Consider the following 22917-nt stretch of genomic DNA (forward strand, 5'->3'; position numbering starts at 1 on the left):
GCCTTAAACCTGCGACATGCACGCGTTGTAGGCTCGAACAGTTTCTGTGTAGCCCAGCTCTAGCGCGTCGGCAATCAAGGCGTGGCCGATGGACACCTCTTGCACACCGGGCACGGTGGTGAGGAAGGTGTGCAGGTTGTCGCGGTTCAAATCGTGGCCGGCGTTGATGCCAAGGCCTGCTTTGAGGGCGGCTTCGGCGGTGGCTTTGAATGCGGCCAGCACCTCTGCCTGTTTGGGCATGCCATAGGCAGACGCATAAGTCTCGGTGTACAGCTCCACACGGTCAGCACCGACGGCTTTGGCCGCAGCCATGGCTTCAGGAATAGGGTCCATGAACAAGCTCACGCGCGCGCCAAGGGCTTTGGCTTCTGCGATGAGAGGCTTCAAGCGCTCGGCGTCTTGTGGAAAAGTCCAGCCATGGTCGCTGGTGAACTGGCCTTCGCTGTCGGGCACAAAGGTCACTTGATGGGGGCGCACTTGGCGCACAAAGTCCATCAGGTTGTGAAACGGGTTGCCTTCGATGTTGAACTCGCGGTCGGGCCAGGCCTTGAGCAACGCCGCCAAATCATGCACATCGCCAGCGCGAATGTGGCGCTCGTCAGGCCGTGGATGCACGGTGATGCCCGCAGCGCCCGCCTCTAGGCACAGGGTGGCCGCACGCGTGATGCTGGGGATGCCCAAATGGCGCGTGTTGCGCACCAAGGCCACTTTGTTGAGGTTGACCGACAAGGCGGTTTTTGTGTGTTGAGGCATGGCGTGAATCAAAGGGATTGCAGGTCAATCATCATCTGCCGAGTGCGCAGTGTTTTGACCCCGCAATGGTAGTGCAGCAAGGCGCGTAACTGCCCCTGCAAGGCGTTGCGTTGCTCGGGGGGCATCTCGGCGCACAAACGCAGCGTGGCGGTGAATGGTGCGTCTGTGGACAGGCTGTCGTGGAGCTGTAGCCACACGCTACCCGCTAGACCTGTACGGTCTTGCGCGTTGTGGGTACGCAGGCCGCCTTCGGCCACCAACACATACAAGGCATCGGGCTGCAAGGCCGCAAGCGTGAGGGTTTGGGCGTTGAGTTCGGGCAAGAAGCCAATGTCGCGCAGCAGCAGCAGCTCAAAGGCACGTAACGCAGGGGCGATGGTGCCCTCGTGGCCCGAGGCCAGCACTTGCACTACTTGGCGGTACAGGTCAAACAAACTGGGATGCGGGTCGTCACGCGCTAGCAAGCGCAGCAGCAACTCGTTGATGTAGTAGCCCGACAGCAGCGCTTCGCCCGTGGGCATGATGTGGCCGCCCACCCATTCAGCGCCCTTCAAGGTGCGAATTTCGGCATCGCCCGAATAGCTGACATACAGGGGCTGCAAAGGCAGCAACACGGGGCGAAAGTTGGATGTAGGTTTTTTGGCGCCTTTGGCCACCAAAGCCACCCGACCAAAGTGGCGGGTGAAGGTTTCCAAAATCAAACTGGACTCACTCCAGTCGTAGCGGTGCACCACGAACGCAGGCTCGTCCTGGATGCGGGGAATGCCCCGCGACATCGTGAATGTGCTTGATTTACTCGTAGCCAAAGCTACGCACCCGCGCTGCATCGTCGGCCCAACCGGAGCGGACTTTGACCCACAGCTCTAAGAACACTTTGGCGTCGTAGAGTTTTTCCAACTCTGTGCGGGCCTCCATGCCCATGCGCTTCAAGCGCTCGCCTTTGTCGCCGATGACCATGGCTTTGTGGCCATCGCGCTCGACCACGATGGTGGCGGCAATGCGCACCAAGCGTTTGACGCCTTTGGTCTTGCCCTTTTCTTCTTCGAACTTGTCGATCACGACGGTCGAGGTGTAGGGCAATTCGTCACCGGTCAGGCGGAATAATTTTTCACGGACCATTTCGGCGGCCATGAATTTTTCGCTGCGGTCGGTCAGCTCGTCGGCGGCATACATCCAGGCTTGTTCGGGCAGGTATTTTTCGGCAATGCCCAAGAGGCGCTGCACGTCTTTGTCGTTCTTGGCCGACATGGGCACGATTTCGGCAAAGGGGTGACGGTCTTGCATAGACTGCAGCCACAGCATGATTTCGGGACGGTTTTTCATCGTGTCAAGCTTGTTCGCCACCAAGATGGTGGGAATGCCAGGCGCGAGCAGCGACAACACTTTTTCGTCGGCAGGGGTAAAGCTACCGGCCTCGACCACCAAGAACACCACGTCCACATCGCCCACCGCGCCTTGCACGGCTTTGTTGAGGGATTTGTTCAACGCGTTGCCGTGGATGGTTTGAAAACCAGGCGTGTCCACAAACACATATTGCGATGCGCCTTGGGTGTGCATGCCCGTGATGCGGTGGCGCGTGGTTTGCGCCTTGCGTGAGGTGATGCTGATTTTTTGACCGACCAAGGCATTGAGCAAGGTCGACTTGCCCACGTTGGGTTTGCCCACGATGGCAATCAGGCCACAGCGTTGGTCGGCAGGCGCCACCACCGCTTGGCTGGCCACGACACGGTTGCCTTTGCTGGCAGCCAGCATGGCGTCGATGTCTTGAAGGGATTGTTCGTTATTGGGAGGAGTAGCCATTATTTGAGCCCGTTGTCTTTAATCACTTGGAGCATGGCTGCTGCGGCGGCTTGCTCTCCTGCGCGGCGCGAGCCGCCAATGCCACGCTCGCAGCGGGCCAGTTCTGGAACTTCACATTCCACATCAAACGTTTGTTTGTGCGCCGCACCCAAGGTGCCGACCACACGGTAGATAGGCAGCTTGAACTTACGCGCTTGCAGCCATTCTTGTAATTCAGTTTTGGCATCTTTGCCAACCGCTTGCATCTCGGGGTTGACCTCGACCTTGGAAAAAATGCGTTGTACCAACGCATCTGCCACTTGGTAGCCCGCATCAAGGTACACCGCACCCAGCACAGCCTCTAGGGCATCGGCCAAGATGGAGGGGCGCTTTTGGCCACCCGAATTCATCTCGCCTTCGCCCAAGCGCAAGATGCCAGACAAGCCCAGCTCAACCGCCAAATGGTGCAATGTGTCTTGCTTGACCAAGTTGGCGCGCACACGCGAGAGGTCGCCTTCGGGCAAGGTGCCGAGCTGCTTGTAGAGCAGATTCGCCACAGCCAAGTTGAGCACCGAGTCGCCCAAGAACTCCAAGCGTTCGTAGTGGTCCGAGCTGAAACTGCGGTGGGTCAAGGCCTGCGTGAGCAACGCAGGGTTTTGAAAGGTGTACTCGAGACGCGCTTGGAGCGTCTCAAGGATTTGATGTTGAGACGGGCTGGGTCGGTCTGAACGTGCGCGTGATGTCATTGAAATGCGCCGATGCGCGAGAGGCTGCCAAAGTTCATCCAAACAAAGAAGGCTTTGCCCACGATGTTTTGCTCAGGCACAAATCCCCAGTAACGCGAGTCTTGGGAGTTATCACGGTTATCGCCCATCATGAAGAAATAACCTTCGGGCACCTTGCAGGTTATGCCTTCAATCGTATATGAGCAGTTTTCTTTGTGGGGAAAATCAAACAACGGATTTACTGCTCCCGTTCCATTTGGAAGGAGAAGTATTTGATGATTTTTCTTAACACTCATTTCATTTGATTTAGTCCCAACAGGCAGGACCTCTTCAAACTGAGGGATGTAGCTCATGCTCCCCTCTTCAAAGAAGTCCGCACGCGGTGCTTTGGTCACGGGCTGGCCGTTGATGGTGAGTTGCTTGTTGAGGTAAGCCACTTCGTCACCTGGCACGCCAATGACGCGCTTGATGTAGTCCAAGCTAGGCTTGGGTGGGTAGCGAAACACCATCACATCACCGCGCTGCACAGGGTTGCCATCGGTCAGCTTGGTATTGAGCACGGGCAGACGCACGCCGTAGTGAAACTTGTTGACCAAAATCAGGTCGCCCACATGCAAGGTGGGAATCATGGAGCCCGATGGGATTTTGAAGGGCTCAAATAGAAACGAACGCAACACAAACACCACAGCGATGACGGGGAACAAGCCCGCTGTCCAGTCCAGCCACCAAGGCTGCATGTACAGACGCTCTTTGGCCTCAGTCACGTTCACATCGGTTTGGGTGATGCCTTGGGCATGCAACTCTGCCGTGCGCTTGTCAGCTTGGGCTTGTAGTGCTTCAACCGCGGCTTTGCGCTGAGGCAAGAAGTAAAACTGCTCAGCCAACCAGTAAATACCAGTGACAACGGTGGCCATGAACATGAGCAAGGCAAAGTTGCCTTCGATCATGCCCAGATACCAAAAACCGGCGTAGCCCACAAAGGCTGCCAGAACGAATGCGGTCAACGTAGCCATTAATCCTCCACCTGCAAGATGGCCAAGAAGGCTTCTTGCGGAACTTCCACCGAACCAATTTGCTTCATGCGTTTCTTACCTGCTTTTTGCTTCTCAAGCAGCTTGCGTTTGCGGCTGATGTCGCCGCCGTAGCATTTTGCCAGCACGTTTTTGCGCAAAGCCTTGATGCTTTCGCGCGCAATGATGTTGGAGCCAATGGCGGCTTGAATCGCCACGTCAAACATTTGACGGCTGATGATTTCGCGCATCTTGGCCACCACAGCACGGCCACGGTAAGTGGCTTGTGTGCGGTGCACGATGATGGACAAGGCATCGACCTTCTCGCCGTTCAACAAGATGTCGACCTTCACCACGTCAGACGCGCGGTACTCTTTGAACTCATAGTCCATCGAGGCGTAGCCGCGTGAGACCGATTTGAGCTTGTCAAAGAAGTCGAGCACGATTTCGCCCAAGGGCATCTCGTACGTGAGCATCACCTGACGACCGTGATACGCCATGTTCATTTGCACGCCGCGCTTTTGGTTGGCCAGTGTCATCACCGCGCCCACATAGTCTTGCGGCATGTACAAGTGCACCGTCACAATGGGTTCGCGAATTTCGTGCAGCTTGCCTTGGTCGGGCATCTTGGATGGGTTTTCAACCATCACCACTTCGTCACCAGGCATGACCACTTGGTAGACCACGCTTGGCGCGGTGGTGATCAGGTCTTGGTCAAACTCGCGCTCCAAACGCTCTTGCACGATTTCCATGTGCAACAGGCCTAGGAAGCCGCAACGGAAACCAAAGCCCAACGCTTGCGACACTTCAGGCTCGTATTGCAATGACGCATCGTTGAGCTTGAGCTTTTCCAGCGCATCGCGCAGGCCGTCGTATTGGTTGGCTTCGGTGGGGTACAAACCCGCGAACACTTGAGGCTGAATTTCTTTAAAACCAGGCAAGGCTTGTTCGGCTGGGCCTAAGTTATTGGGCAGTTTCTTTTCCAAGGTGATGGTGTCACCCACCTTGGCGGCTTGCAGCTCTTTGATGCCCGCAATGATGTAACCCACTTGACCGGCTTCGAGCGACTGACGTGGCTCGTTGCCCGGGGTAAAAACGCCCAGGTTGTCGGCGTTGTAGACAGCCTCTGTGGCCATCATTTTGAAACGCTCGCCTTTGCCCAAACGGCCATCGACCACACGCACCAACATCACCACGCCCACGTAGCTGTCAAACCAGCTGTCGATGATCATGGCGCGCAGCGGCGCATTGGGGTTACCTTTGGGCGCGGGCACTTTGGCGACCACGGCTTCTAAGATTTCGTCAATGCCCAAACCTGTTTTGGCTGAACATGGAATCGCGTCGGTGGCATCAATGCCAATGACGTCTTCAATTTCTGCTTTCGCGTTCTCGGGATCGGCGTTGGGCAAATCCATTTTGTTGAGCACGGGCACCACTTCAACACCAAGGTCGAGTGCGGTGTAACAGTTAGCAACCGTTTGCGCTTCCACACCTTGTGAGGCATCGACCACCAGCAACGCACCTTCGCATGCAGAGAGTGAACGCGACACCTCATACGAGAAGTCCACGTGACCCGGTGTGTCGATCAAATTCAGGTTGTAGACCTGACCGTCTTTCGCTTTGTATTGCAGCGCAGCGGTCTGTGCCTTGATAGTTATCCCACGTTCTTTTTCGATGTCCATCGAGTCGAGAACTTGCGCTTCCATGTCGCGCTCTTCAAGTCCTCCGCAACGCTGAATCAAACGATCTGCGAGCGTAGATTTGCCGTGATCGATGTGGGCAATGATTGAAAAGTTTCTGATGTTATTCATCAACGGGGACACTTAAGTGATTGAATTCAAAGGGAGAGCGCCATGAAAAAAGGGCGCGTCATGTGCTGACGCGCCCAGAACCAACAAGCAATGGCAACTGCATAAGTTGGGAGTTCATTGTAGGCAAAAACCCGGATTTGCACAGCGGTCTCAACACGACCGAGGCCTCGTTGCGGGTTCGCAACATGAATTTATCCACAACTTATTAACATTTTGACATAGAGGTTTTGGGACAACTTGTGGGTGATCTGTGGATCACCTGTGGAGTCAGTCAACCAATCCCGTATCGTGGAGTTTTGGGCTTGCGATATATCGCAAAAACGCATTCAGCCCCTCAATTCTATACAAAAAGGGCTTGAACACTTTATTTAAGTTAGCGAGTACCAACTTAAAAACTATTTTTAGGGTCTCAAAAATATTTTGAGAATCACCCTGATTCCCGACTTTGGCCTAGGGGTTTAACGCACGGGTCGAATCACTGTGTATTGCGCCCATTCGCCACGGCGAATCAAAAGGCTCACAGGTTTGCTCCGATCCAACTTGGCGGTCAGGGCTTCGAGGGTCTGCACATTGGGCGTTTCGATGTTGGCCAAGGCCAAAATCACGTCGCCCTCTTGAATGCCAGCACGCGAAGCAGGTTCGGCCACGGCATCCACACGCACGCCGCCGCGCAATTTGAGTTCTTTTTTCTGCGCATCGGAGAGTTCGCTCACCGTCAAACCCAGCACCTTGGTCACGGTGCCCGCCTGCGGCTTTTCTGCGGCTGCGGCTTTCTTCACGGGTTTGTCGGCTTCAAACTCACCCACGGTGATCTGCATGTCTTTCGCACTGCCGCGTCGCCACACTTGAATGGCGCTGCGGGTGCCTGGCTTGGTGTTGCCCACCATGCGTGGCAAGTCGCTCGACTTGTCGATGGTCTTGCCTTCGAACTTCAAGATGATGTCACCCGGCTCCAAGCCTGCTTTCTCGGCGGGCGAGCCTTGCTCGACACCGCGCACCAACGCACCCTGCGTTTTGGACAAGCCAAGGGATTCAGCGACATCTTTGCTCACTTGGTCAATCTGCACGCCCAAGCGGCCACGCTGCACTTTGCCAGTGGCACGCAGCTGTTCGCTCACACGCACCGCTTCATCAATCGGAATGGCAAACGAGATGCCCATGAAACCACCCGAGCGCGAATAGATTTGGCTGTTGATGCCCACCACCTCACCGCGCATGTTGATGAGCGGGCCGCCTGAGTTGCCGGGGTTGATGGCCACATCGGTTTGGATGAATGACAAGTAGTCGCCCGTGTCGCGCTGCTTGGCACTGACAATGCCGGCGGTGACGGTGTTTTCCAAACCAAAGGGTGAGCCAATGGCCATCACCCACTCACCCACTTTGAGACGGCTCACATCGCCAATCTTCACAGCGGGAAGGCCTGTGGCCTCGATCTTCACCACGGCCACGTCTGTGCGCTTGTCCATGCCCACGATGCGTGCTTTGAATTCACGCTTATCAGGCAGCGTGACCAACACCTGGTCTGCTCCCTCCACGACGTGCGCATTGGTCATGACGTAGCCATCAGCCGACAAGATAAAGCCCGAGCCCACACCTTTGGGTTGCGCCTCTTCGGGCTGGCCACGGTTGGGGCGCTGTTGACGCGGTCCGTTGGGCGTATTGGGTGTCGGCATGGGCACACCAAAGAAGCGGCGGAAGAACTCTTGCATTTCTGCGTCCTGATCGCTGCTCTGCACATCACGCGGTGCGGCTTTCTCCATCGTGCGGATGTTCACCACCGAAGGGCCCACCTGCTCGACCAACTCGGTGAAGTCTGGCAAGCCACGCACCCCTTGCGCACTCACGGGCTGTACCAGCGCCATGCTCAAGCCTGCGCCCCACAACGAGGCGCACAACAAACCAACAGAGACAGAACGCTTGAACGCGAATGGACGTGCCATGATTTTTTCCCTAACTACATTTCAAAGCGCTGGTACACAGCGCGACGCAAATCTTGCCAGCGGGCGTTTGACTGCTGAGCTTCTAACCAAAGCCAAGTTGGCGATGCTTGAAGTGTGTCAGATGCGGGCTGCCAGCGCAAAAGCAAGGCCTGCTGCATATCGCAAGCCACGTGCACCTCCCCCAACGCATCGTCAAGCGCGTCACCGCGACCATGCAAGCACCAGACTTGACCATTCCAACTCAAAGTCCCGGTGAACTGCAACGATTTCCAACCCCACACCGAGGCCAGCACCACACACAAGCCGCTCAAAGCCATGGCGACGCTGAAGGGCTGTTGGTACGACCAAGCCCCCAAGACAGCCAACGCGCCAACAAGCAATCCCACAAAACAGGTACGCTGAAAAGCACAACGCCCCACCGGATACGAGACCGATGGGGCGTTGTGCATGGCGAAAACCTTAGATGCGTTTGAAAACTAACGCGCCGTTGGTGCCGCCAAATCCGAAGTTGTTTTTCAGAGCGACATCAATCTTCATATCGCGTGCGGTGTTGGCGCAGTAGTCCAAGTCGCACTCGGGGTCTTGGTTGAAGATGTTGATGGTGGGCGGGCTCTTTTGGTGGTGGATGGCCAACACCGTGAACACGCTTTCAATACCGCCAGCGCCGCCCAGCAAGTGACCGGTCATCGACTTGGTGGAGTTCACCACAGTCTTCTTGGCGTGATCGCCCAAAGCCGCTTTGATGGCGTTGGTTTCGTTGATGTCACCCAGCGGGGTGGACGTGCCATGCGCGTTCAAGTAATCGACTTGATCGGCGTTGACACCTGCGTTGCGCAACGCACTGAGCATGGCGCGGCGTGGGCCGTCCATATTGGGCGCAGTCATGTGGCCAGCGTCGGCGCTCAAGCCATAGCCACCTAACTCTGCATAAATCTTGGCACCGCGTGCTTTGGCATGTTCGTACTCTTCGAGCACCAACACACCCGCACCTTCGCCCAAAACGAAACCATCGCGGTCGCGGTCCCAAGGACGCGAGGCGGTCGCGGGATCGTCGTTGCGTGTCGACAGTGCGCGCATGGAGGCAAAGCCACCCACGCCCAAAGGCGACATACAGCACTCGGAGCCGCCTGCAATCATCACGTCGGCATCGCCGTACTCAATGTGACGACCGGCTTCGCCGATGCTGTGCAAACCTGTTGTGCACGCTGTGACCACGGCCAAGTTAGGGCCCTTAAAGCCGTAACGCATGGACACGTGACCAGAAATCATGTTGATGATGGACGCTGGCACGAAGAACGGCGAAATGCGACGTGGGCCTTTGGCCAACAGTTCGCTGTGCATGTCTTCGATCAGCGGCAAGCCGCCAATGCCAGAGCCGATCACGACGCCAATACGCGTCGCCTCTTCTTCGCTCAGAGCTTCGCCTGTGGCCAAGCCTGAGTCTTGAACCGCTTGCATCGCAGCCGCGATGCCGTAATGAATGAACTTGTCCATGGCACGCGCCTCTTTCGGGGCGATGTATTGGTCAAGGTCTAAATCTTTCACTTCACCAGCGAAATGGCAGTTGATTGCAGACGCATCAAAACGAGTGATGTTTGCAATGCCAGATTTACCAGCTAAAAGATTGGCCCAAGCGTCAGCCACCGTGTTACCCACGGGGCTGATACAACCTAGGCCGGTCACGACGACGCGACGACGGCTCATGCGGTGTTCCTAGTAGTTAGGCTTTTTTGTGGGTCAACGCGTAGTCAATCGCGTTTTGCACGGTGTTGATTTTCTCGGCATCTTCGTCTGGGATTTCAATACCAAACTCGTCTTCCAATGCCATCACTAATTCCACTGTGTCCAAGGAGTCGGCGCCCAAATCAGCCACGAAGGCTTTTTCGTTGGTAACTTGAGACTCTTCAACGCCGAGTTGTTCGGCAATGATTTTTTTGACACGCAGTTCGATATCGCTCATGGATTCCCTCTAAGGGTTGTGAATAAGACCGCTATTTTAACCGGACGGACTGACCGTATTGATTCTGTTTGGCTTCTTTGTCAATTCATGGCTTTAAGCCATGAACATGCCGCCGTTGACGTGCAACTCTTGACCCGTCACATAACTGGCGTGTGCGCCAGCCAAATAGGCCACGGCGTGTGCAATGTCAGCAGGTTTGCCGAGGTGTCCCAGCGGGATTTGGCCCAGCAAGGCTTTTTGTTGTTCTTCAGGCAACGAAGCCGTCATGTCGGTTTCGATGAAGCCTGGGGCCACGCAGTTGACCGTGATGCCACGGCTGCCCAACTCGCGCGCCAAGGCGCGGGTCATGCCTGCCACACCGGCCTTGGCCGCTGCATAGTTGGCTTGACCGGGGTTGCCCGATGCGCCCACCACGCTGGTGATGCTGATGATGCGGCCATAGCGCTGCTTCATCATGGGGCGAATCACGGCGCGTGACACGCGGAACACGGCCTTGAGGTTGGTGTCGAGCACGGCATCCCAATCGTCATCCTTCATGCGCATGGCCAAGGTGTCGCGGGTGATACCGGCGTTGTTCACCAACACGTGCAAAGCGCCGTGGTCTTTGGTGATTTGATCAATCAAAGCTTCGACAGCAGCGCCGTCGTTCACATTCAAATTCGCACCGCGGCAGCCTGCGTGGGCAGACAAAGCTTGGGTGATTTTGGCTGCGCCGTCATCTGACGTGGCTGTACCGATGACCAAATAGCCTTGTTGGGCCAACTCTTGGGCAATGGAAGCACCGATGCCGCGCGAAGCGCCCGTCACCAAGGCAATGTGTTGTTTGTTCTCGCTCATGTTCTTCTCTTGTGATTAAGCCAGCGCAGTTTTGACTTCAGCCAAGCTGGCGGGGTCAAACAAAGGCAAGCCAGTTAAATCGGCATCAATGCGCTTGACCATGCCGGCCAAAACTTTGCCCGGGCCACATTCGACCAAGGTGGTCACGCCGCGCGCCTTGATGGCTGCCACGCACTCAACCCAACGCACGGGGCCAAAAGCTTGGCGGTACAACGCGTCGCGGATGCGGTCGGCATCGGTTTCTACCGTTACGTCAATGTTGTTCACCACGGGGATTTGCGCTGCGGCAAATGAAGTAGCTGCTAATTTTTCTTTCAGACGCTCGGCTGCTGGCTTCATCAAGCTGGAATGGAAAGGTGCAGACACAGGCAAAGGCAAAGCGCGCTTGGCACCGTTGGCTTTGAGCACTTCACATGCTTTTTCAACAGCGGCTTTGCTGCCAGCAATCACGGTTTGGCCGGGATCGTTGAAGTTCACGGCCTCGACCACTTCGGCAGAACCGGCGCCAAAGGTGGCTTGCGCTTCAGCGCAGCCCGCAATCACTTTGTCGGCAGGCAAGCCCAAAATGGCAGCCATCGCACCTGTACCCACAGGCACAGCTTCTTGCATGGCTTGCGCGCGGAAGCGCACCAGCGGGGCAGCTTGCGCCAGCGTCAACACGCCAGACGCGACCAAAGCTGAGTATTCGCCCAAAGAGTGGCCAGCCACCACGCTTGGCACAGCGCCACCTTCAGCCAACCAAGCACGATAAGCCGCCACGGCAGATACCAACATCACGGGTTGTGTGTTGGTGGTCAAGCCCAAAGCTTCTTTAGGACCTTCATGGATGAGCTTGGCAATGTCTTTGCCCATGGCGTCAGACGCCTCGGCCAAAGTTTGCGCCACCACAGGGTTGTCACCCCAAGCGTCGAGCATGCCGACCGATTGAGAGCCTTGACCTGGAAATACAAAAGCAAATGAAGTCATCACGTATCCGGAAAATTTGTTACAGCTTGACGAGCACCGCGCCCCAAGTGAAGCCGCCGCCCACGCCTTCGAGCATGAGGGTCTCGCCTTTTTTCACTTGACCGCTACGCACGGCCTTGTCCAATGCCAATGGAATGGACGCAGCCGAGGTATTGCCATGATCGTGAACGGTCAAAACCACCTTTTCCATAGGTAGTTTCAGCTTTTTGGCTGTGCTTTGGATAATGCGGATGTTGGCTTGGTGTGGAATCAGCCAATCGATGTCGCTGTCCGTCAAACCTGCTTTGTCGAGCACGGTGCGTGCGGCACCTTCCAGCAAACCCACAGCCAGTTTGAACACGGCTTGACCGTCCATCTTGAGCACAGGGTCGCCCAAAATGTTGCCATTGCGCACATGACCTGGCACGCACAAGATGCCCACATGTTTGCCATCGGCGTGGATGTCAGTGGCCAAGATGCCGGGCGTCTCAGACGCTTCCAGCACCACCGCGCCAGCGCCGTCACCAAACAACACACAAGTGGTGCGGTCTTGGAAGTCGAGCAAGCGCGAGAAAATCTCAGAGCCCACCACCAAAGCACGTTTGGCCGAGCCCGCGCGAATCATGGCGTCGGCCACCGTCAGCGCGTAAATAAAACCACTGCACACCGCCTGCACGTCAAACGCGGGGGCGCCTGCAATCCCAACAGCCTCTTCGTCCAACTGGGCCAGCTTGTGCTGCAAGATACAAGCGGTCGATGGGAACACCATGTCTGGGCTAGACGTGGCCACAATGATGAGGTCAATGTCTTGGGGACGGCGACCCGCGGCGTCGAGGGCTTGTTTGCAAGCCTCAAAAGCCAAATCGCTGCTGTTCATCTCTGGTGCCGCAAAATGGCGGGCACGGATGCCTGTGCGCTCAACAATCCATTCGTCAGAGCTTTCCACACCTTGTGCGGCCAGTTCTGCGACCAAGTCTGCGTTGGTCAACCGGCGAGGTGGGAGAAAACTTCCGGTGCCAGTGATTCGGGAGAAAAGGGTCATTAATCAGGTGGCTCAGGCCGAGGCGTCTGATTGTCCTAGGGCTAACAAAGGAGCCGCATGGGCAATGCGTGAACGCACACGTTCGAGCAAGTTGTGGTGGGCTGCATCATACGCGCGGTTCAAAGCAGTACCAAAGGCCACATCATCGGCGGAACCGTGGCTCTTAAAAACAATGCCGTTCAAACCCAAAAGCGCGGCGCCGTTGTAACGGCGGTGGTCCACCTTGTCTTTGAAATCAGAAAGAACAGGATAAGCAAAGATAGCCGAAATTTTCGTGAGGATGTTGCGCGTAAACGAATTTTTCAGTGTTTCACTGATCTTGTGCGCCAAGCCTTCGCTGGCTTTCAAGGCCACATTACCGACAAAGCCATCGCACACGATCAAATTGACCGTGCCTTGGTAAATGTCGTTGCCTTCGACGTTGCCATAGAAGTTCAAATCACCAGATTTAGCAGCAGTTCGTAGCAGTTCACCTGTTTTTTTGATAACTTCGTTGCCTTTGATATCTTCTTCGCCGATGTTCAGCAAACCCACCGTGGGGCTTTCAATGTTGTCAAGCACCGAAACCAGTGCCGAACCCATGACAGCGAACTGCAACAAATGCTGAGGCGTGCAATCCACGTTGGCCCCCAAATCGAGCATGGTGGTGCCGCCGCCTTTGAAGTCGGGCATGCGACCCGCAATGGCTGGACGGTCAATGCCGTCGATCGTTTTGAGCACATAGCGTGCGATCGCCATCAAAGCGCCCGTGTTACCAGCAGATACCACCGCTTGAGCGGCACCGCTCTTGACCTGCTCAATCGCGACGCGCATAGACGAGTCCTTCTTGCGGCGCAAGGCAACTTCGATGGGGTCGTCCATGGCCACCACGTCGGAGGCCGCGACCACTTGAGCTTGGGGGTGTGAAAAAGACGACAACGCATCGGGCAGACCCACCAGCAAGAGCTTGGCGTCTGGATGCGTGTCTAAGAAACGGCGACAGGCCACGAGTGTGACACGCGGGCCATGGTCGCCACCCATGCAATCAACAGCAAGAGTGGTCATGCAGGTTTCTTCTCGTCAAAAAAACAAAAGCCCGAGGCGCCTAAGACAGCCACGGGCCAATGAAGAATGAAGTAATTAAGCTTCAGACTTGGTCTTCAACACTTTGCGACCACGGTAGAAACCGGTGGGGCTGATGTGATGACGCAAGTGAATTTCACCAGTCGTTGGCTCAACGGCTGTACCTGGGGCTGTCAACGCTGTGTGAGAGTTGTGCATGCCGCGCTTGGAAGGAGATTTTTTATTTTGCTGAACAGCCATGATCGGCTCCTGGAACTAAATGTGGTTGATCATTGGGCCACAAACCAACCGGGGTCAGCGTGACACGAAGCCTAAGATTATAGCCCAACTCCCCAGGTTTCAGTGCTTGCGCGTTTTGAGCGATGCCAACACAGCAAACGGGTTGGGCTTGGCCTCCGACAAGATGGCCTCCTCTTCTGGCGAAGTTGGTGCCTGCTCACTCAAACATGCAGGATGCATAGGCACCAAAGGCATGCTCATGAGCAACTCATCCTCAATCAACGCCATCAAATCGAAGCTGTCCTCCAAGACCAACAGGTCTTCTTCCGACTCGTCGTCTTCCGCCAAAGCCGTGGCTTCATCGGCCACAAAGCGAAAATCTTGCTCAATCAGCAACTCCACCGGCACGGGGTGCAAACAGCGTTGACACGTCAAAGGCACGGTCGCTTTAGCTTCGAGGTGCAACCACGTCGCGTCTTTGCCGCTTTGGTCTGGGTCGAGGGCGCCTTGCGCTGACCACGACACATGACCCGTGACCTCGCCACTGCAGTCTGCGGCCAAGCGCTCAAACTCAACGAGCGGTGTATCGCCCTCCAAATGCATTTGCGCTTTGGCAAAGGCTTTGACATCGAGGGCGTGAAGGTTCTTTGGTTTTTGCATGCGCGCCAGTGTAAGAGAATCCACCCATGTCTATTGCTCAACGCGCCCTGATTTTGGGCTCTACCTCCCGTTACCGCCGTGAATTGCTGCAACGCTTGCGCGTGCCTTTTGACGTGGTCAGCCCCGAAGTCGACGAAACCCCGCTGCCAGACGAAACCCCACTAGCCCTCGCCACCCGTTTGGCCAAAGCCAAAGCCAAAGCCGTGGCAGCGCTTCACCCCAACGCGGTGGTGATTGGCTCAGACCAAGTAGCCGACCTCAACGGCGAACCACTGGGCAAGCCCGGCACCCACGAACGCGCCGTACTGCAACTGCAACGCATGCGCGGTCAAACCGTGGTGTTTCAAACCGCCGTGTCGGTGGTGTGCCAAGCCAGCGGCTTTGAACAAACCGAACTCGCCCAAATCAAGGTGCGCTTTCGCGACCTGAGCGACGCCGAAATCGACGCCTATTTGCGCGCCGAAGAACCCTACGACTGCGCAGGCAGCGCCAAAAGCGAAGGGCTGGGCATTGCCCTGCTCGATGCCATCGACAACGACGACCCCACCGCCCTCATTGGCTTGCCCATGATTCGCACCGCCCGCTTGTTGCGCGCGGCTGGCATTGACTTGCTGGGAGCGATCAAGCCATGACCGCGCCAACCCAAAAAGGCACGCTTTACCTCGTGCCCACCCCACTGGACTTTGGCTGCGACACCCAAGCTCCCATCACCGATGTGCTGCCGCAAGAGACCTTGCGTGTGGCCGCCGGCGTGACGCACTGGATCACCGAAAACGCCAAAAGCACCCGCGCCTTCTTGAAGCGCGTCGATGCCCATGTGCCGCTGGCCCAAACCATCCAAGAAAACACCATCACCGAGTTGCCCCGCGAGGTGCACAAAAAAGGCGACCACACGGGCGACTTTGATGCCAAGCCCATGCTCAAAGCTGCGTTGGCGGGTCACGATGTGGGCTTGGTCAGCGAAGCGGGCATGCCTGCCGTGGCAGACCCCGGCTCGTCTGTGGTGCGCGCTGCGCATGAACTGGGCATTCGCGTGGTGCCGCTGGTCGGCCCTGTGTCGTTGCTGCTGGCCTTGGCCGCCAGTGGTTTGAACGGCCAAAACTTTGCGTTTGTCGGCTACTTGCCACAAGACGGCGCGGCACGCACGCAGCGCTTGCGCGAGCTAGAAGGCCTCGCTGCCAAACACGGCCAAACTCAGATGTTCATCGAAACGCCCTACCGCAACCAAGCCCTGTGGGATGCGCTGGTGAACGGCCTGCAAGGTAACACCCGCTTGGCAAGCGCCAGCGGTTTGACCATGGCCAGCATGCAAGTGCAATGCAAAACGGTGCAGGCTTGGCGCAGTGCGGGCAAGGCGCAAATCTCGGGTGAGCCGACTGTGTTTTTAATTGGCAAGTAATGCGGCACAGCACCATGAAAAAAGGCTCCTTTCGGAGCCTTTTACTTTTACAGCGACAGCGAGCAAGTCGCTGGCCATCTATGAAATAACAGCGCAAATCAACGCACTTGGGGCATGGTCTGCATGGCCCGCACCGCACCTTCGCCAATGGCAGCGCCAAAGCGTTTCGCCAAGCGCTCAGCCACGTTGTCATGACGGGTGTAGTCAATGATGTCTTCGGCTTTCACGATTTCACGAGCCACGTAGTCGAGGTTGCCCAAGCCGTCGGCCAAGCCCAAGTCCACCGCTTGTTCGCCGCTCCAAAACAAGCCGCTGAACAATTCAGGCGTTTCTTTCAAGCGCTTGCCACGGCCATCGCGCACCACTTGGATGAACTGTTGGTGAATTTGGTCGAGCAAGGTTTGTGCGTGTGCGCGTTGGGGTTTGGTTTGTGGGCTGAAGGGGTCAAGGAAACCTTTGTTCACGCCCGCCGTCATCAAGCGGCGCTCCACGCCGAGCTTGTCCATCAAGCCGGTGAAACCAAAACCATCCATGAGCACACCAATGCTGCCCACGATGCTGGCTTTGTCCACGTAAATTTCATCAGCGGCCACCGCGATGTAATAAGCCGCCGAAGCACATGACTCTTCCACCACGGCATACACCGGCTTTTTGTGCTTTTCTTTCAAGCGACGAATTTCGTCGTTGATGATGCCCGCTTGCACGGGGCTGCCACCAGGCGAGTTGATTTGCAACACCACCGCTTGCGAGCCTTCGTCTTCAAACGCAGCGCGCAAAGCGGTAACCACCCACTCGGCGCTGGCATCGGCACCATCGGCAATATCACCTTTGATGGCCACCACAGCGGTGTGCGGCTGGCTGGGGCTGGTGCCACCGACGCCGCCTTTGTGCATGCCCGTCCAGAGCAACACGACCACCAAAGCAAACCAAGCCATGCGGAAAAAGATGCGCCAGCGGCGGCTGGCACGTTGCTCGGCCAGGGTGGCGAACGCCAAGCGCTCCAAGGTGTCGCGCTCCCACACTGTTTTGTGGCTGGGGTTTTCGGGGTTTGCGTGATGTTCAGACATGTCAGGAGGTTTTCACAAATTAATCTAGAAATTCGAAAGGCTTTAAGTTGTACGCAGTATGCCAGTGGACCACGCCATCCAGTTCGCTGAGCGCAATCTTGACCAAGCCACCTCGGCAAGGCCCGCCTGCGCATTCACCGGTGTCGGGCGCGTATTCAGCGCCGTGCGTGGCGCACAACAGCCAGCGACCTGAGGCATCAAAAAACTGGTCCGGCTGGTAATCCATTTCCATCGCCACATGCGTGCATCGGTTCAGATAAGCATGCGGCTGGCCTTCAAAACGAATCGCAAAGGCGCGGCAGGTTTGACCGGCAAACACCACATCAAACGGCACAGCGCGGCCGCCTTCGGCCAAGTCTGCGCTGTTGCACAGGGGAATCACGTGTGGCAAAGAATCAGGCATGGGCGGACAACCAATCGTGCAACTCCTTCACAGAGTGCGCGATGAATCGTGGGTTCAGCGGTTCAAACTGGCCGTGGTCGTGCGCGCCGTAGCTCACGCCCACACTGGCGCATCCTGCGTTGACCGCCATTTGCAAGTCGTGCGTGGTGTCGCCAATCATCAAGGTGCGCTCGGGCTCGACGCCAAACTCGCGCATCAGCTCGTGCAACATGCGCGGGTGCGGTTTACCTGCCGTTTCGTCTGCCGTGCGCGAGCCATCGAACACACCTTTGAGTTCGGACGTGTGCAAAGCTTCGTCCAAACCACGGCGGCTTTTGCCTGTGGCGACCGCCAGCCAGTGGTGGCGTTCACGCAAAGTGGCCAGCAAAGGCAACACGCCTTCAAACAAAGCAATGTCATTGGCGTGCTTCATGTAATGAAAGCGGTAGCGCTCGCCCAGCAACGGGTATTTGTCTTGCGGTACATCCGGCGCGGCATGGGCCAAGGCTTGCATGAGCGCCATGCCAATCACATACGAGGCAGCCTCATCCGAGGGCTTGGCCCCGCCCACATCCACCACCGCCAACTGAATGCAGCGGGTGATGATTTGCGTGGAGTCAAACAGCGTGCCGTCCCAATCGAAGGCGATCAAATCAAACTGGCGTGGGCGCATGGCTTAAACGTCGAGATGCGGTTGGATGATGGGCGGCTGGACCGAGTCCACGAAGTTTTTCAACTCCGGTGGCAGCGGCGCTTGCAAGGTGACGAGACGATGGCTTTGCGGATGCTGAAACTTGAGCTGCCACGCATGCAAGAACATGCGCTTGAGGCCCATCTTTTGCAGAATTTTGTTTTGCTCGAAATCGCCGTATTTGTCGTCACCCGCAATCGGGTGACCTTGGCTGGCCAGATGCACACGAATTTGGTGGGTGCGCCCCGTCTTGATGGTCACTTCCAACAAAGTGTAGGGGCCCACTGTGCGCGCCACGCGCACCAGCGTGATGGAACGCATGCCGTTGGGGTCGTCTTTGCCAACCACCTTGACGCGGCGCTCACCCTCGCCCACGCCGTTTTCGACCGTGTACTTGAACAAAGGCGAGTCGATCACCTTTTTATTCGACGGCCACAGGCCCAACACCAACGCCAAATACGTTTTGCCGGTTTCGCGGTCGCGGAATTGGTCCTGCAAGTTTTTCAGTGCGCTGCGCTTTTTGGCCACCAGCAACACGCCCGAGGTTTCGCGGTCCAAACGGTGCACCAGCTCCAAATTGGTTGAGGCGGGGCGGGCCCGGCGCAGTTGCTCGATCACGCCAAAGCTCACGCCGCTGCCGCCGTGCACGGCCACGCCAGCGGGCTTGTCGATGGCCATCATGCACTCGTCTTCCATCAGCACAGGAAATTCACGGGCTGGGGCGGGCGCATCGGCCTTGGCCTGCACTTGGGCTGAGATGCGCACCGGCGGTAAACGGATCAAATCGCCCGCCTCCACCCGTTGCTCGGCAGAGGCGCGGCCTTTGTTCACCCGCACTTCGCCGGAGCGAATGATGCGGTAAACGTGGGTTTTTGGCACACCCTTGAGGTGGCGCATGAGGAAGTTGTCCAGGCGTTGACCCGCCGAGTCTTCATCGACCGTGAGTGTTTTTACCGAAGGGGTGGGGGTTGGGGCCAAAGCCCCTATAATGTGATTCACCAGCGTTTTGCTCTAAGTGCTTGATTTAACACAGATTAGACCATGTACTGACGAACGCGGTAAGGTCGATGCCCCTTTTGTGCCCGAGACGCAGACCCAGTACCCAAGAGACTGAGTGGCCCTCGCCCCAAAAGTTGAGCCGACGATCAGAAAACACTGAAACGGAATACCCCAAGTTGTGGAGGCTCTTTTTTTAAAAGCCTCCATGACGGATCTCTGCGAGAAGCAAAAACGATGGTTGTGGCAATGATGATGTTGATGGAACTCTGCACAGAGTGGCTTTTGCCACCGACTGTGTGCAGCGTTGCGCGTCGCACTCTTGCCAGCTGGACCAGCCCTGTCTCCCCTGCACCGGCTCATCAAGCCACGCACTCGACAACAGGACAACCGCGACTTCTTGCCCTTATCCACGCGCCCACCCACCGTCCCCTGCGCTGATCTCACATTGATTAGCGCGGCGGCGACGGTCTCAGCGGCAATTCCCTTCGTTCTCTGACGTCCCTCAGGCATCGTTGGCCCGTCATGGGCCTGTGATGATTTGACACGTGAAGGAACCGCATCATGAAACGGATGCTAATTAACGCAACCCAGTCGGAAGAACGCCGCCTGGCCATCGTCGACGGCCAAAAACTGCTCGACTATGAAATCGAAATCGAAGGCCGCGAACAGCGCAAAGGCAACATCTACAAAGCCGTAGTCACCCGCGTCGAGCCCTCGCTCGAAGCTTGCTTTGTGGACTACGGCGAAGACCGCCACGGCTTCTTGCCGTTCAAAGAAATCTCCAAACAGTACTTCGCCGAAGGCGTGTCGGTGAGCCAAGCGCGCATCCAAGACGTCATCAAAGAAGGCCAAGAGCTGTTGGTCCAAGTGGAAAAAGAAGAACGTGGCAACAAGGGCGCAGCCCTGACCACTTTCATCAGCTTGGCCGGTCGCTATGTGGTGCTCATGCCCAACAACCCACGCGGTGGTGGCGTCAGCCGCCGCATCGAGGGTGACGACCGCGCAGAACTCAAAGAAGCGATGGACCAATTGGAATACCCCAAGGGCATGTCCATCATCGCGCGCACCGCTGGCATTGGCCGCAGCGCCCCTGAGTTGCAATGGGATTTGAACTACCTGCTCAAGTTGTGGACGGCCATCGACGGCGCCAAGGGTGCCAAAGGCGCGTTCTTGATTTATCAAGAATCCAGCTTGGTCATCCGCGCCATCCGTGACTACTTCAACCATGACATCGGCGACATCTTGATCGACACCGATGACATCTATGAGCAAGCGCATCAGTTCATGGCCCATGTCATGCCTGAGCACGCCGCTCGCGTGAAGCGCTACAGCGACGAAACCCCGCTGTTCAGCCGTTTCCAAATCGAACACCAAATTGAGTCGGCCTACGCCCGTACCGTCAACCTGCCATCCGGCGGTGCGATTGTGATTGACCACACCGAAGCCTTGGTGTCGGTGGACGTCAACTCGGCCCGCGCCATCAAAGGCGGCGACATCGAAGAAACCGCGACACGCACCAACCTCGAAGCCGCCGACGAAGTGGCCCGCCAAATGCGTTTGCGCGATTTGGGTGGCTTGATCGTCATCGACTTCATTGACATGGACGAAAGCCGCAACCGCCGTGACGTGGAAAACCGCTTGCGCGAAGCCTTGCGCCACGACCGCGCCCGCGTGCAATTTGGCACCATCAGCAAATTCGGTTTGATGGAAATGAGCCGCCAACGCCTGCGTCCTGCGCTGAGCGAAGGCGCTTCGATTCCTTGCCCACGTTGCGGTGGTTCTGGCCACGTGCGTGACACCGAGAGCTCGGCGCTGCAAATCTTGCGCATCATCCAAGAAGAGTCCATGAAGGACAACACAGCCGCCGTGTACGCCCAAGTGCCGGTGGAAGTGGCCTCGTTCTTGTTGAACGAAAAGCGCACTGAAATTGCCAAGATCGAAATCCAACAACGCTTGAACGTGTTGCTCGTGCCAAACAAGACACTGGAAACACCCAACTACAAGTTGGAGCGTCTGAAGCACGACGACCCACGCCTCGACCGCGTGGAAGCCAGCTACAAAATGGCCGAGGAGTTTGAAGACCCCACCGCCGTGACACGCCGCTCACAAGAGCCCACCAACAAGCAAACGCCTGTCATCAAAGGCGTATTGCCTGATGCACCGGCACCCGCGCATGAGCCTAAGCCTGCTGCACCTGCCAAAACAGCAGCGACACCTGCACATGCACGCGGCGCTAAGCCTGCGGCCAAAGCACCTGAAGCTAAATCGGGCGGCTTGTGGGGTTGGTTCACTGGCTTGTTCAGCAGTGACTCGGAAGAAAAAGCCAAGCCAGCTGTGGGCGACAAAAAGCCAGGCGAACGCGGCGAGCGCCGTGATGGCCGCAGCGCCAATGGCCGAGGCGGCCGTGGTGGTCGCGGTGGCCGTGGTGGTGACCGCGCCGAACGTGGCACTGAAGGCCGTACCGAGCGCAACGCCGAAGGCCGCACTGAGCGCAACGCTGAAGGCGTTGAGGCCCGTGGCGAACGCCCAGCGCGTGGTGAGCGTGCAGAGCGCGGCGAACGCAATGTGGAACAACGCGGTGAAGGTGGTCGCAGCGAGGGTGGCCGCGAAGGCCGTGGCCCACGCCAAGACCGCAACCGCGGTGGCCGTGGTGAAGGTCGCAACGGTGAAGGCCGTAACGTCGAAGGTCAACCAGCTCTCGACAACAACGCCACACCCGAAGCTCAAGCCGAAGCACGCGCCAAAGCACGCAACGAGCGCATGGCCCGCGAAGAGCGTGGCGAAAGCACCGAAGGCGGCAACGAGCCACGCGAACCTCGCGGTGACCGTGCTGAACGTGGTGAGGGCCAAGGCCGTCGCGAACGTAGCCCACGCGGCGAACGCAACGAAGGCCGCCGTGAACGCGCCCCACGTTTGGACGAAAACGGCAATCCAGAAGTTTTGCCACTCGACAACGCAGCAGCCACCGAAGGCCAAGCACCGCAAACCGATGAGAACGGTGGCGAGCGTCGTGAGCGCCGCTCACGCGACCGCTACGGCCGTGACCGCCGCGAGCGTGGCGACCGCGCACCGCGTGAAGAAGGTTCTGCAGAACACGCTGAACAAGGCCCAGCGGCTGAGCACGACAACACGTCTCAAGAGCAAGCGCCTCAAGAAGCCCGCGAGCCTCGCCAACCCCGTGAACCACGCGGTGAACGTGCTGAGCGCCAAGAGCGTCCAGAGCGCAGCGAACGTTCGGAACGTGCCCCACGTCAAGCGCCTCGTGAAGCCTCACAGCCAGAAGCACCCGTGGCACAAGCCGCTGCACGCCAAGGCATGCCAAGCATCCAAGCGTTCACATTGCCTGTGTCTGAGATGCAAGCAGTGGCCCAAAGCAGCGGTTTGGAATGGGTCAACTCCAATCCAGAAAGCATCGCTGCGGTGCAAGCGGCCATTGCCGCCGAACCCAAGCCCGTGCATGTACCACGCGAGCGTCCACCTGTGGTGATCTTGGATGAAGGTCCATTGGTGTTGGTTGAGACTCGCAAGGATCTGTAAACCACACGCCCCGCAAGGGGTTTGAACGCCCAAACAAAACGGCCTAGATCACTCTAGGCCGTTTTTGTTTTAGGGTACAGCGATCAAGTGCTTTGCAAT

General features: G+C 57.3%; 23 protein-coding genes. 3 read left to right on the forward strand and 20 right to left on the reverse strand.

The genetic code is table 11. From position 1 onward, the window contains the following. Positions 1-3: 3 nt before the first annotated feature. The 16 genes from B9Z44_RS03915 to B9Z44_RS03990 all read right to left on the reverse strand — a co-directional run bounded on the left by B9Z44_RS03915 (position 4) and on the right by B9Z44_RS03990 (position 14743). A complete protein-coding gene (locus B9Z44_RS03915; protein WP_108358464.1) occupies positions 4-753 on the reverse strand; it encodes a pyridoxine 5'-phosphate synthase in 750 nt (249 codons plus the stop codon). 8 nt (positions 754-761) lie between these two features. Further along, the gene (gene recO / locus B9Z44_RS03920; protein ID WP_108401754.1) at positions 762-1529 is read right to left on the reverse strand and encodes a DNA repair protein RecO; all 768 of its coding nucleotides are present in this window, start codon (positions 1527-1529) and stop codon (positions 762-764) included. Positions 1530-1545: 16 nt separating this feature from the next. After that, positions 1546-2505, reverse strand: coding sequence for a GTPase Era (gene era / locus B9Z44_RS03925; RefSeq protein WP_199220178.1), 960 nt, complete (start codon positions 2503-2505; stop codon positions 1546-1548). 47 nt (positions 2506-2552) lie between these two features. Then, positions 2553-3278, reverse strand: coding sequence for a ribonuclease III (gene rnc / locus B9Z44_RS03930; RefSeq protein ID WP_108401755.1), 726 nt, complete (start codon positions 3276-3278; stop codon positions 2553-2555). Continuing rightward, positions 3275-4270 (reverse strand): signal peptidase I, encoded by a 996-nt coding sequence (gene lepB / locus B9Z44_RS03935; RefSeq protein ID WP_108401756.1) that lies wholly within the window; start codon positions 4268-4270, stop codon positions 3275-3277. The genes rnc and lepB overlap by 4 nt, the downstream gene beginning before the upstream one ends. Further along, positions 4270-6078: a translation elongation factor 4 gene (gene lepA / locus B9Z44_RS03940; RefSeq protein ID WP_108401757.1), complete on the reverse strand. Its 1809-nt coding sequence runs from the start codon at positions 6076-6078 to the stop codon at positions 4270-4272. The genes lepB and lepA overlap by 1 nt, the downstream gene beginning before the upstream one ends. Before the next feature lie 458 nt (positions 6079-6536). Next, a complete protein-coding gene (locus B9Z44_RS03945) occupies positions 6537-8018 on the reverse strand; it encodes a DegQ family serine endoprotease (protein WP_108401758.1) in 1482 nt (493 codons plus the stop codon). A 14-nt stretch (positions 8019-8032) separates the two neighbouring features. Continuing rightward, positions 8033-8467 (reverse strand): hypothetical protein, encoded by a 435-nt coding sequence (locus tag B9Z44_RS03950; protein WP_108401759.1) that lies wholly within the window; start codon positions 8465-8467, stop codon positions 8033-8035. A gap of 10 nt (positions 8468-8477) precedes the next feature. Next, entirely contained in the window at positions 8478-9722 is a 1245-nt protein-coding gene (gene fabF, locus B9Z44_RS03955; protein WP_108401760.1) for a beta-ketoacyl-ACP synthase II, read from the reverse strand. A gap of 16 nt (positions 9723-9738) precedes the next feature. Continuing rightward, positions 9739-9978 (reverse strand): acyl carrier protein, encoded by a 240-nt coding sequence (acpP, locus tag B9Z44_RS03960; RefSeq protein ID WP_104801359.1) that lies wholly within the window; start codon positions 9976-9978, stop codon positions 9739-9741. A gap of 93 nt (positions 9979-10071) precedes the next feature. Then, positions 10072-10815, reverse strand: a complete 744-nt coding sequence (gene fabG, locus B9Z44_RS03965) for a 3-oxoacyl-ACP reductase FabG (RefSeq protein ID WP_108401761.1) — start codon at positions 10813-10815, stop codon at positions 10072-10074. Positions 10816-10830: 15 nt separating this feature from the next. Further along, a complete protein-coding gene (fabD, locus tag B9Z44_RS03970) occupies positions 10831-11781 on the reverse strand; it encodes an ACP S-malonyltransferase (protein ID WP_108401762.1) in 951 nt (316 codons plus the stop codon). A 19-nt stretch (positions 11782-11800) separates the two neighbouring features. Further along, a complete protein-coding gene (locus B9Z44_RS03975; RefSeq protein ID WP_108358086.1) occupies positions 11801-12802 on the reverse strand; it encodes a beta-ketoacyl-ACP synthase III in 1002 nt (333 codons plus the stop codon). 12 nt (positions 12803-12814) lie between these two features. Next, positions 12815-13846: a phosphate acyltransferase PlsX gene (gene plsX / locus B9Z44_RS03980; protein ID WP_108401763.1), complete on the reverse strand. Its 1032-nt coding sequence runs from the start codon at positions 13844-13846 to the stop codon at positions 12815-12817. A 75-nt stretch (positions 13847-13921) separates the two neighbouring features. Further along, entirely contained in the window at positions 13922-14104 is a 183-nt protein-coding gene (gene rpmF / locus B9Z44_RS03985; RefSeq protein WP_100131470.1) for a 50S ribosomal protein L32, read from the reverse strand. A 99-nt stretch (positions 14105-14203) separates the two neighbouring features. Then, positions 14204-14743 (reverse strand): YceD family protein, encoded by a 540-nt coding sequence (locus B9Z44_RS03990; protein ID WP_108401764.1) that lies wholly within the window; start codon positions 14741-14743, stop codon positions 14204-14206. A gap of 26 nt (positions 14744-14769) precedes the next feature. Here B9Z44_RS03990 and B9Z44_RS03995 point away from each other — a divergent pair, with 26 nt between their 5' ends. Both B9Z44_RS03995 and B9Z44_RS04000 read left to right on the forward strand, forming a co-directional pair. Beyond that, positions 14770-15375: a Maf family nucleotide pyrophosphatase gene (locus tag B9Z44_RS03995; RefSeq protein ID WP_108401765.1), complete on the forward strand. Its 606-nt coding sequence runs from the start codon at positions 14770-14772 to the stop codon at positions 15373-15375. Beyond that, a complete protein-coding gene (locus B9Z44_RS04000; RefSeq protein ID WP_108401766.1) occupies positions 15372-16142 on the forward strand; it encodes an SAM-dependent methyltransferase in 771 nt (256 codons plus the stop codon). The genes B9Z44_RS03995 and B9Z44_RS04000 overlap by 4 nt, the downstream gene beginning before the upstream one ends. A 98-nt stretch (positions 16143-16240) precedes the next feature. Here B9Z44_RS04000 and B9Z44_RS04005 read toward each other — a convergent pair whose 3' ends face one another. The 4 genes from B9Z44_RS04005 to B9Z44_RS04020 are packed head-to-tail and all read right to left on the reverse strand — an operon-like array spanning position 16241 to position 19281. Continuing rightward, complete coding sequence (locus tag B9Z44_RS04005; RefSeq protein WP_108401767.1) at positions 16241-17209, reverse strand: S49 family peptidase; 969 nt, start codon at positions 17207-17209, stop codon at positions 16241-16243. Positions 17210-17228: 19 nt separating this feature from the next. Continuing rightward, on the reverse strand, positions 17229-17612 hold the full coding sequence (locus tag B9Z44_RS04010) for a Rieske (2Fe-2S) protein (protein ID WP_108358092.1): 384 nt from the start codon (positions 17610-17612) through the stop codon (positions 17229-17231). Then, entirely contained in the window at positions 17605-18264 is a 660-nt protein-coding gene (locus B9Z44_RS04015; protein ID WP_108358093.1) for an HAD family hydrolase, read from the reverse strand. The genes B9Z44_RS04010 and B9Z44_RS04015 overlap by 8 nt, the downstream gene beginning before the upstream one ends. A 3-nt stretch (positions 18265-18267) precedes the next feature. Beyond that, positions 18268-19281: an RluA family pseudouridine synthase gene (locus tag B9Z44_RS04020; RefSeq protein ID WP_233246820.1), complete on the reverse strand. Its 1014-nt coding sequence runs from the start codon at positions 19279-19281 to the stop codon at positions 18268-18270. A gap of 561 nt (positions 19282-19842) precedes the next feature. Between B9Z44_RS04020 and B9Z44_RS04025 the strand changes: the two genes are divergently transcribed. After that, the gene (locus B9Z44_RS04025; protein ID WP_108401768.1) at positions 19843-22818 is read left to right on the forward strand and encodes an Rne/Rng family ribonuclease; all 2976 of its coding nucleotides are present in this window, start codon (positions 19843-19845) and stop codon (positions 22816-22818) included. The last annotated feature ends 99 nt before the right edge of the window (positions 22819-22917 follow it).

The organism is Limnohabitans curvus (assembly GCF_003063475.1).
GTDB classification, from domain to species: Bacteria; Pseudomonadota; Gammaproteobacteria; order Burkholderiales; family Burkholderiaceae_C; genus Limnohabitans; species Limnohabitans curvus.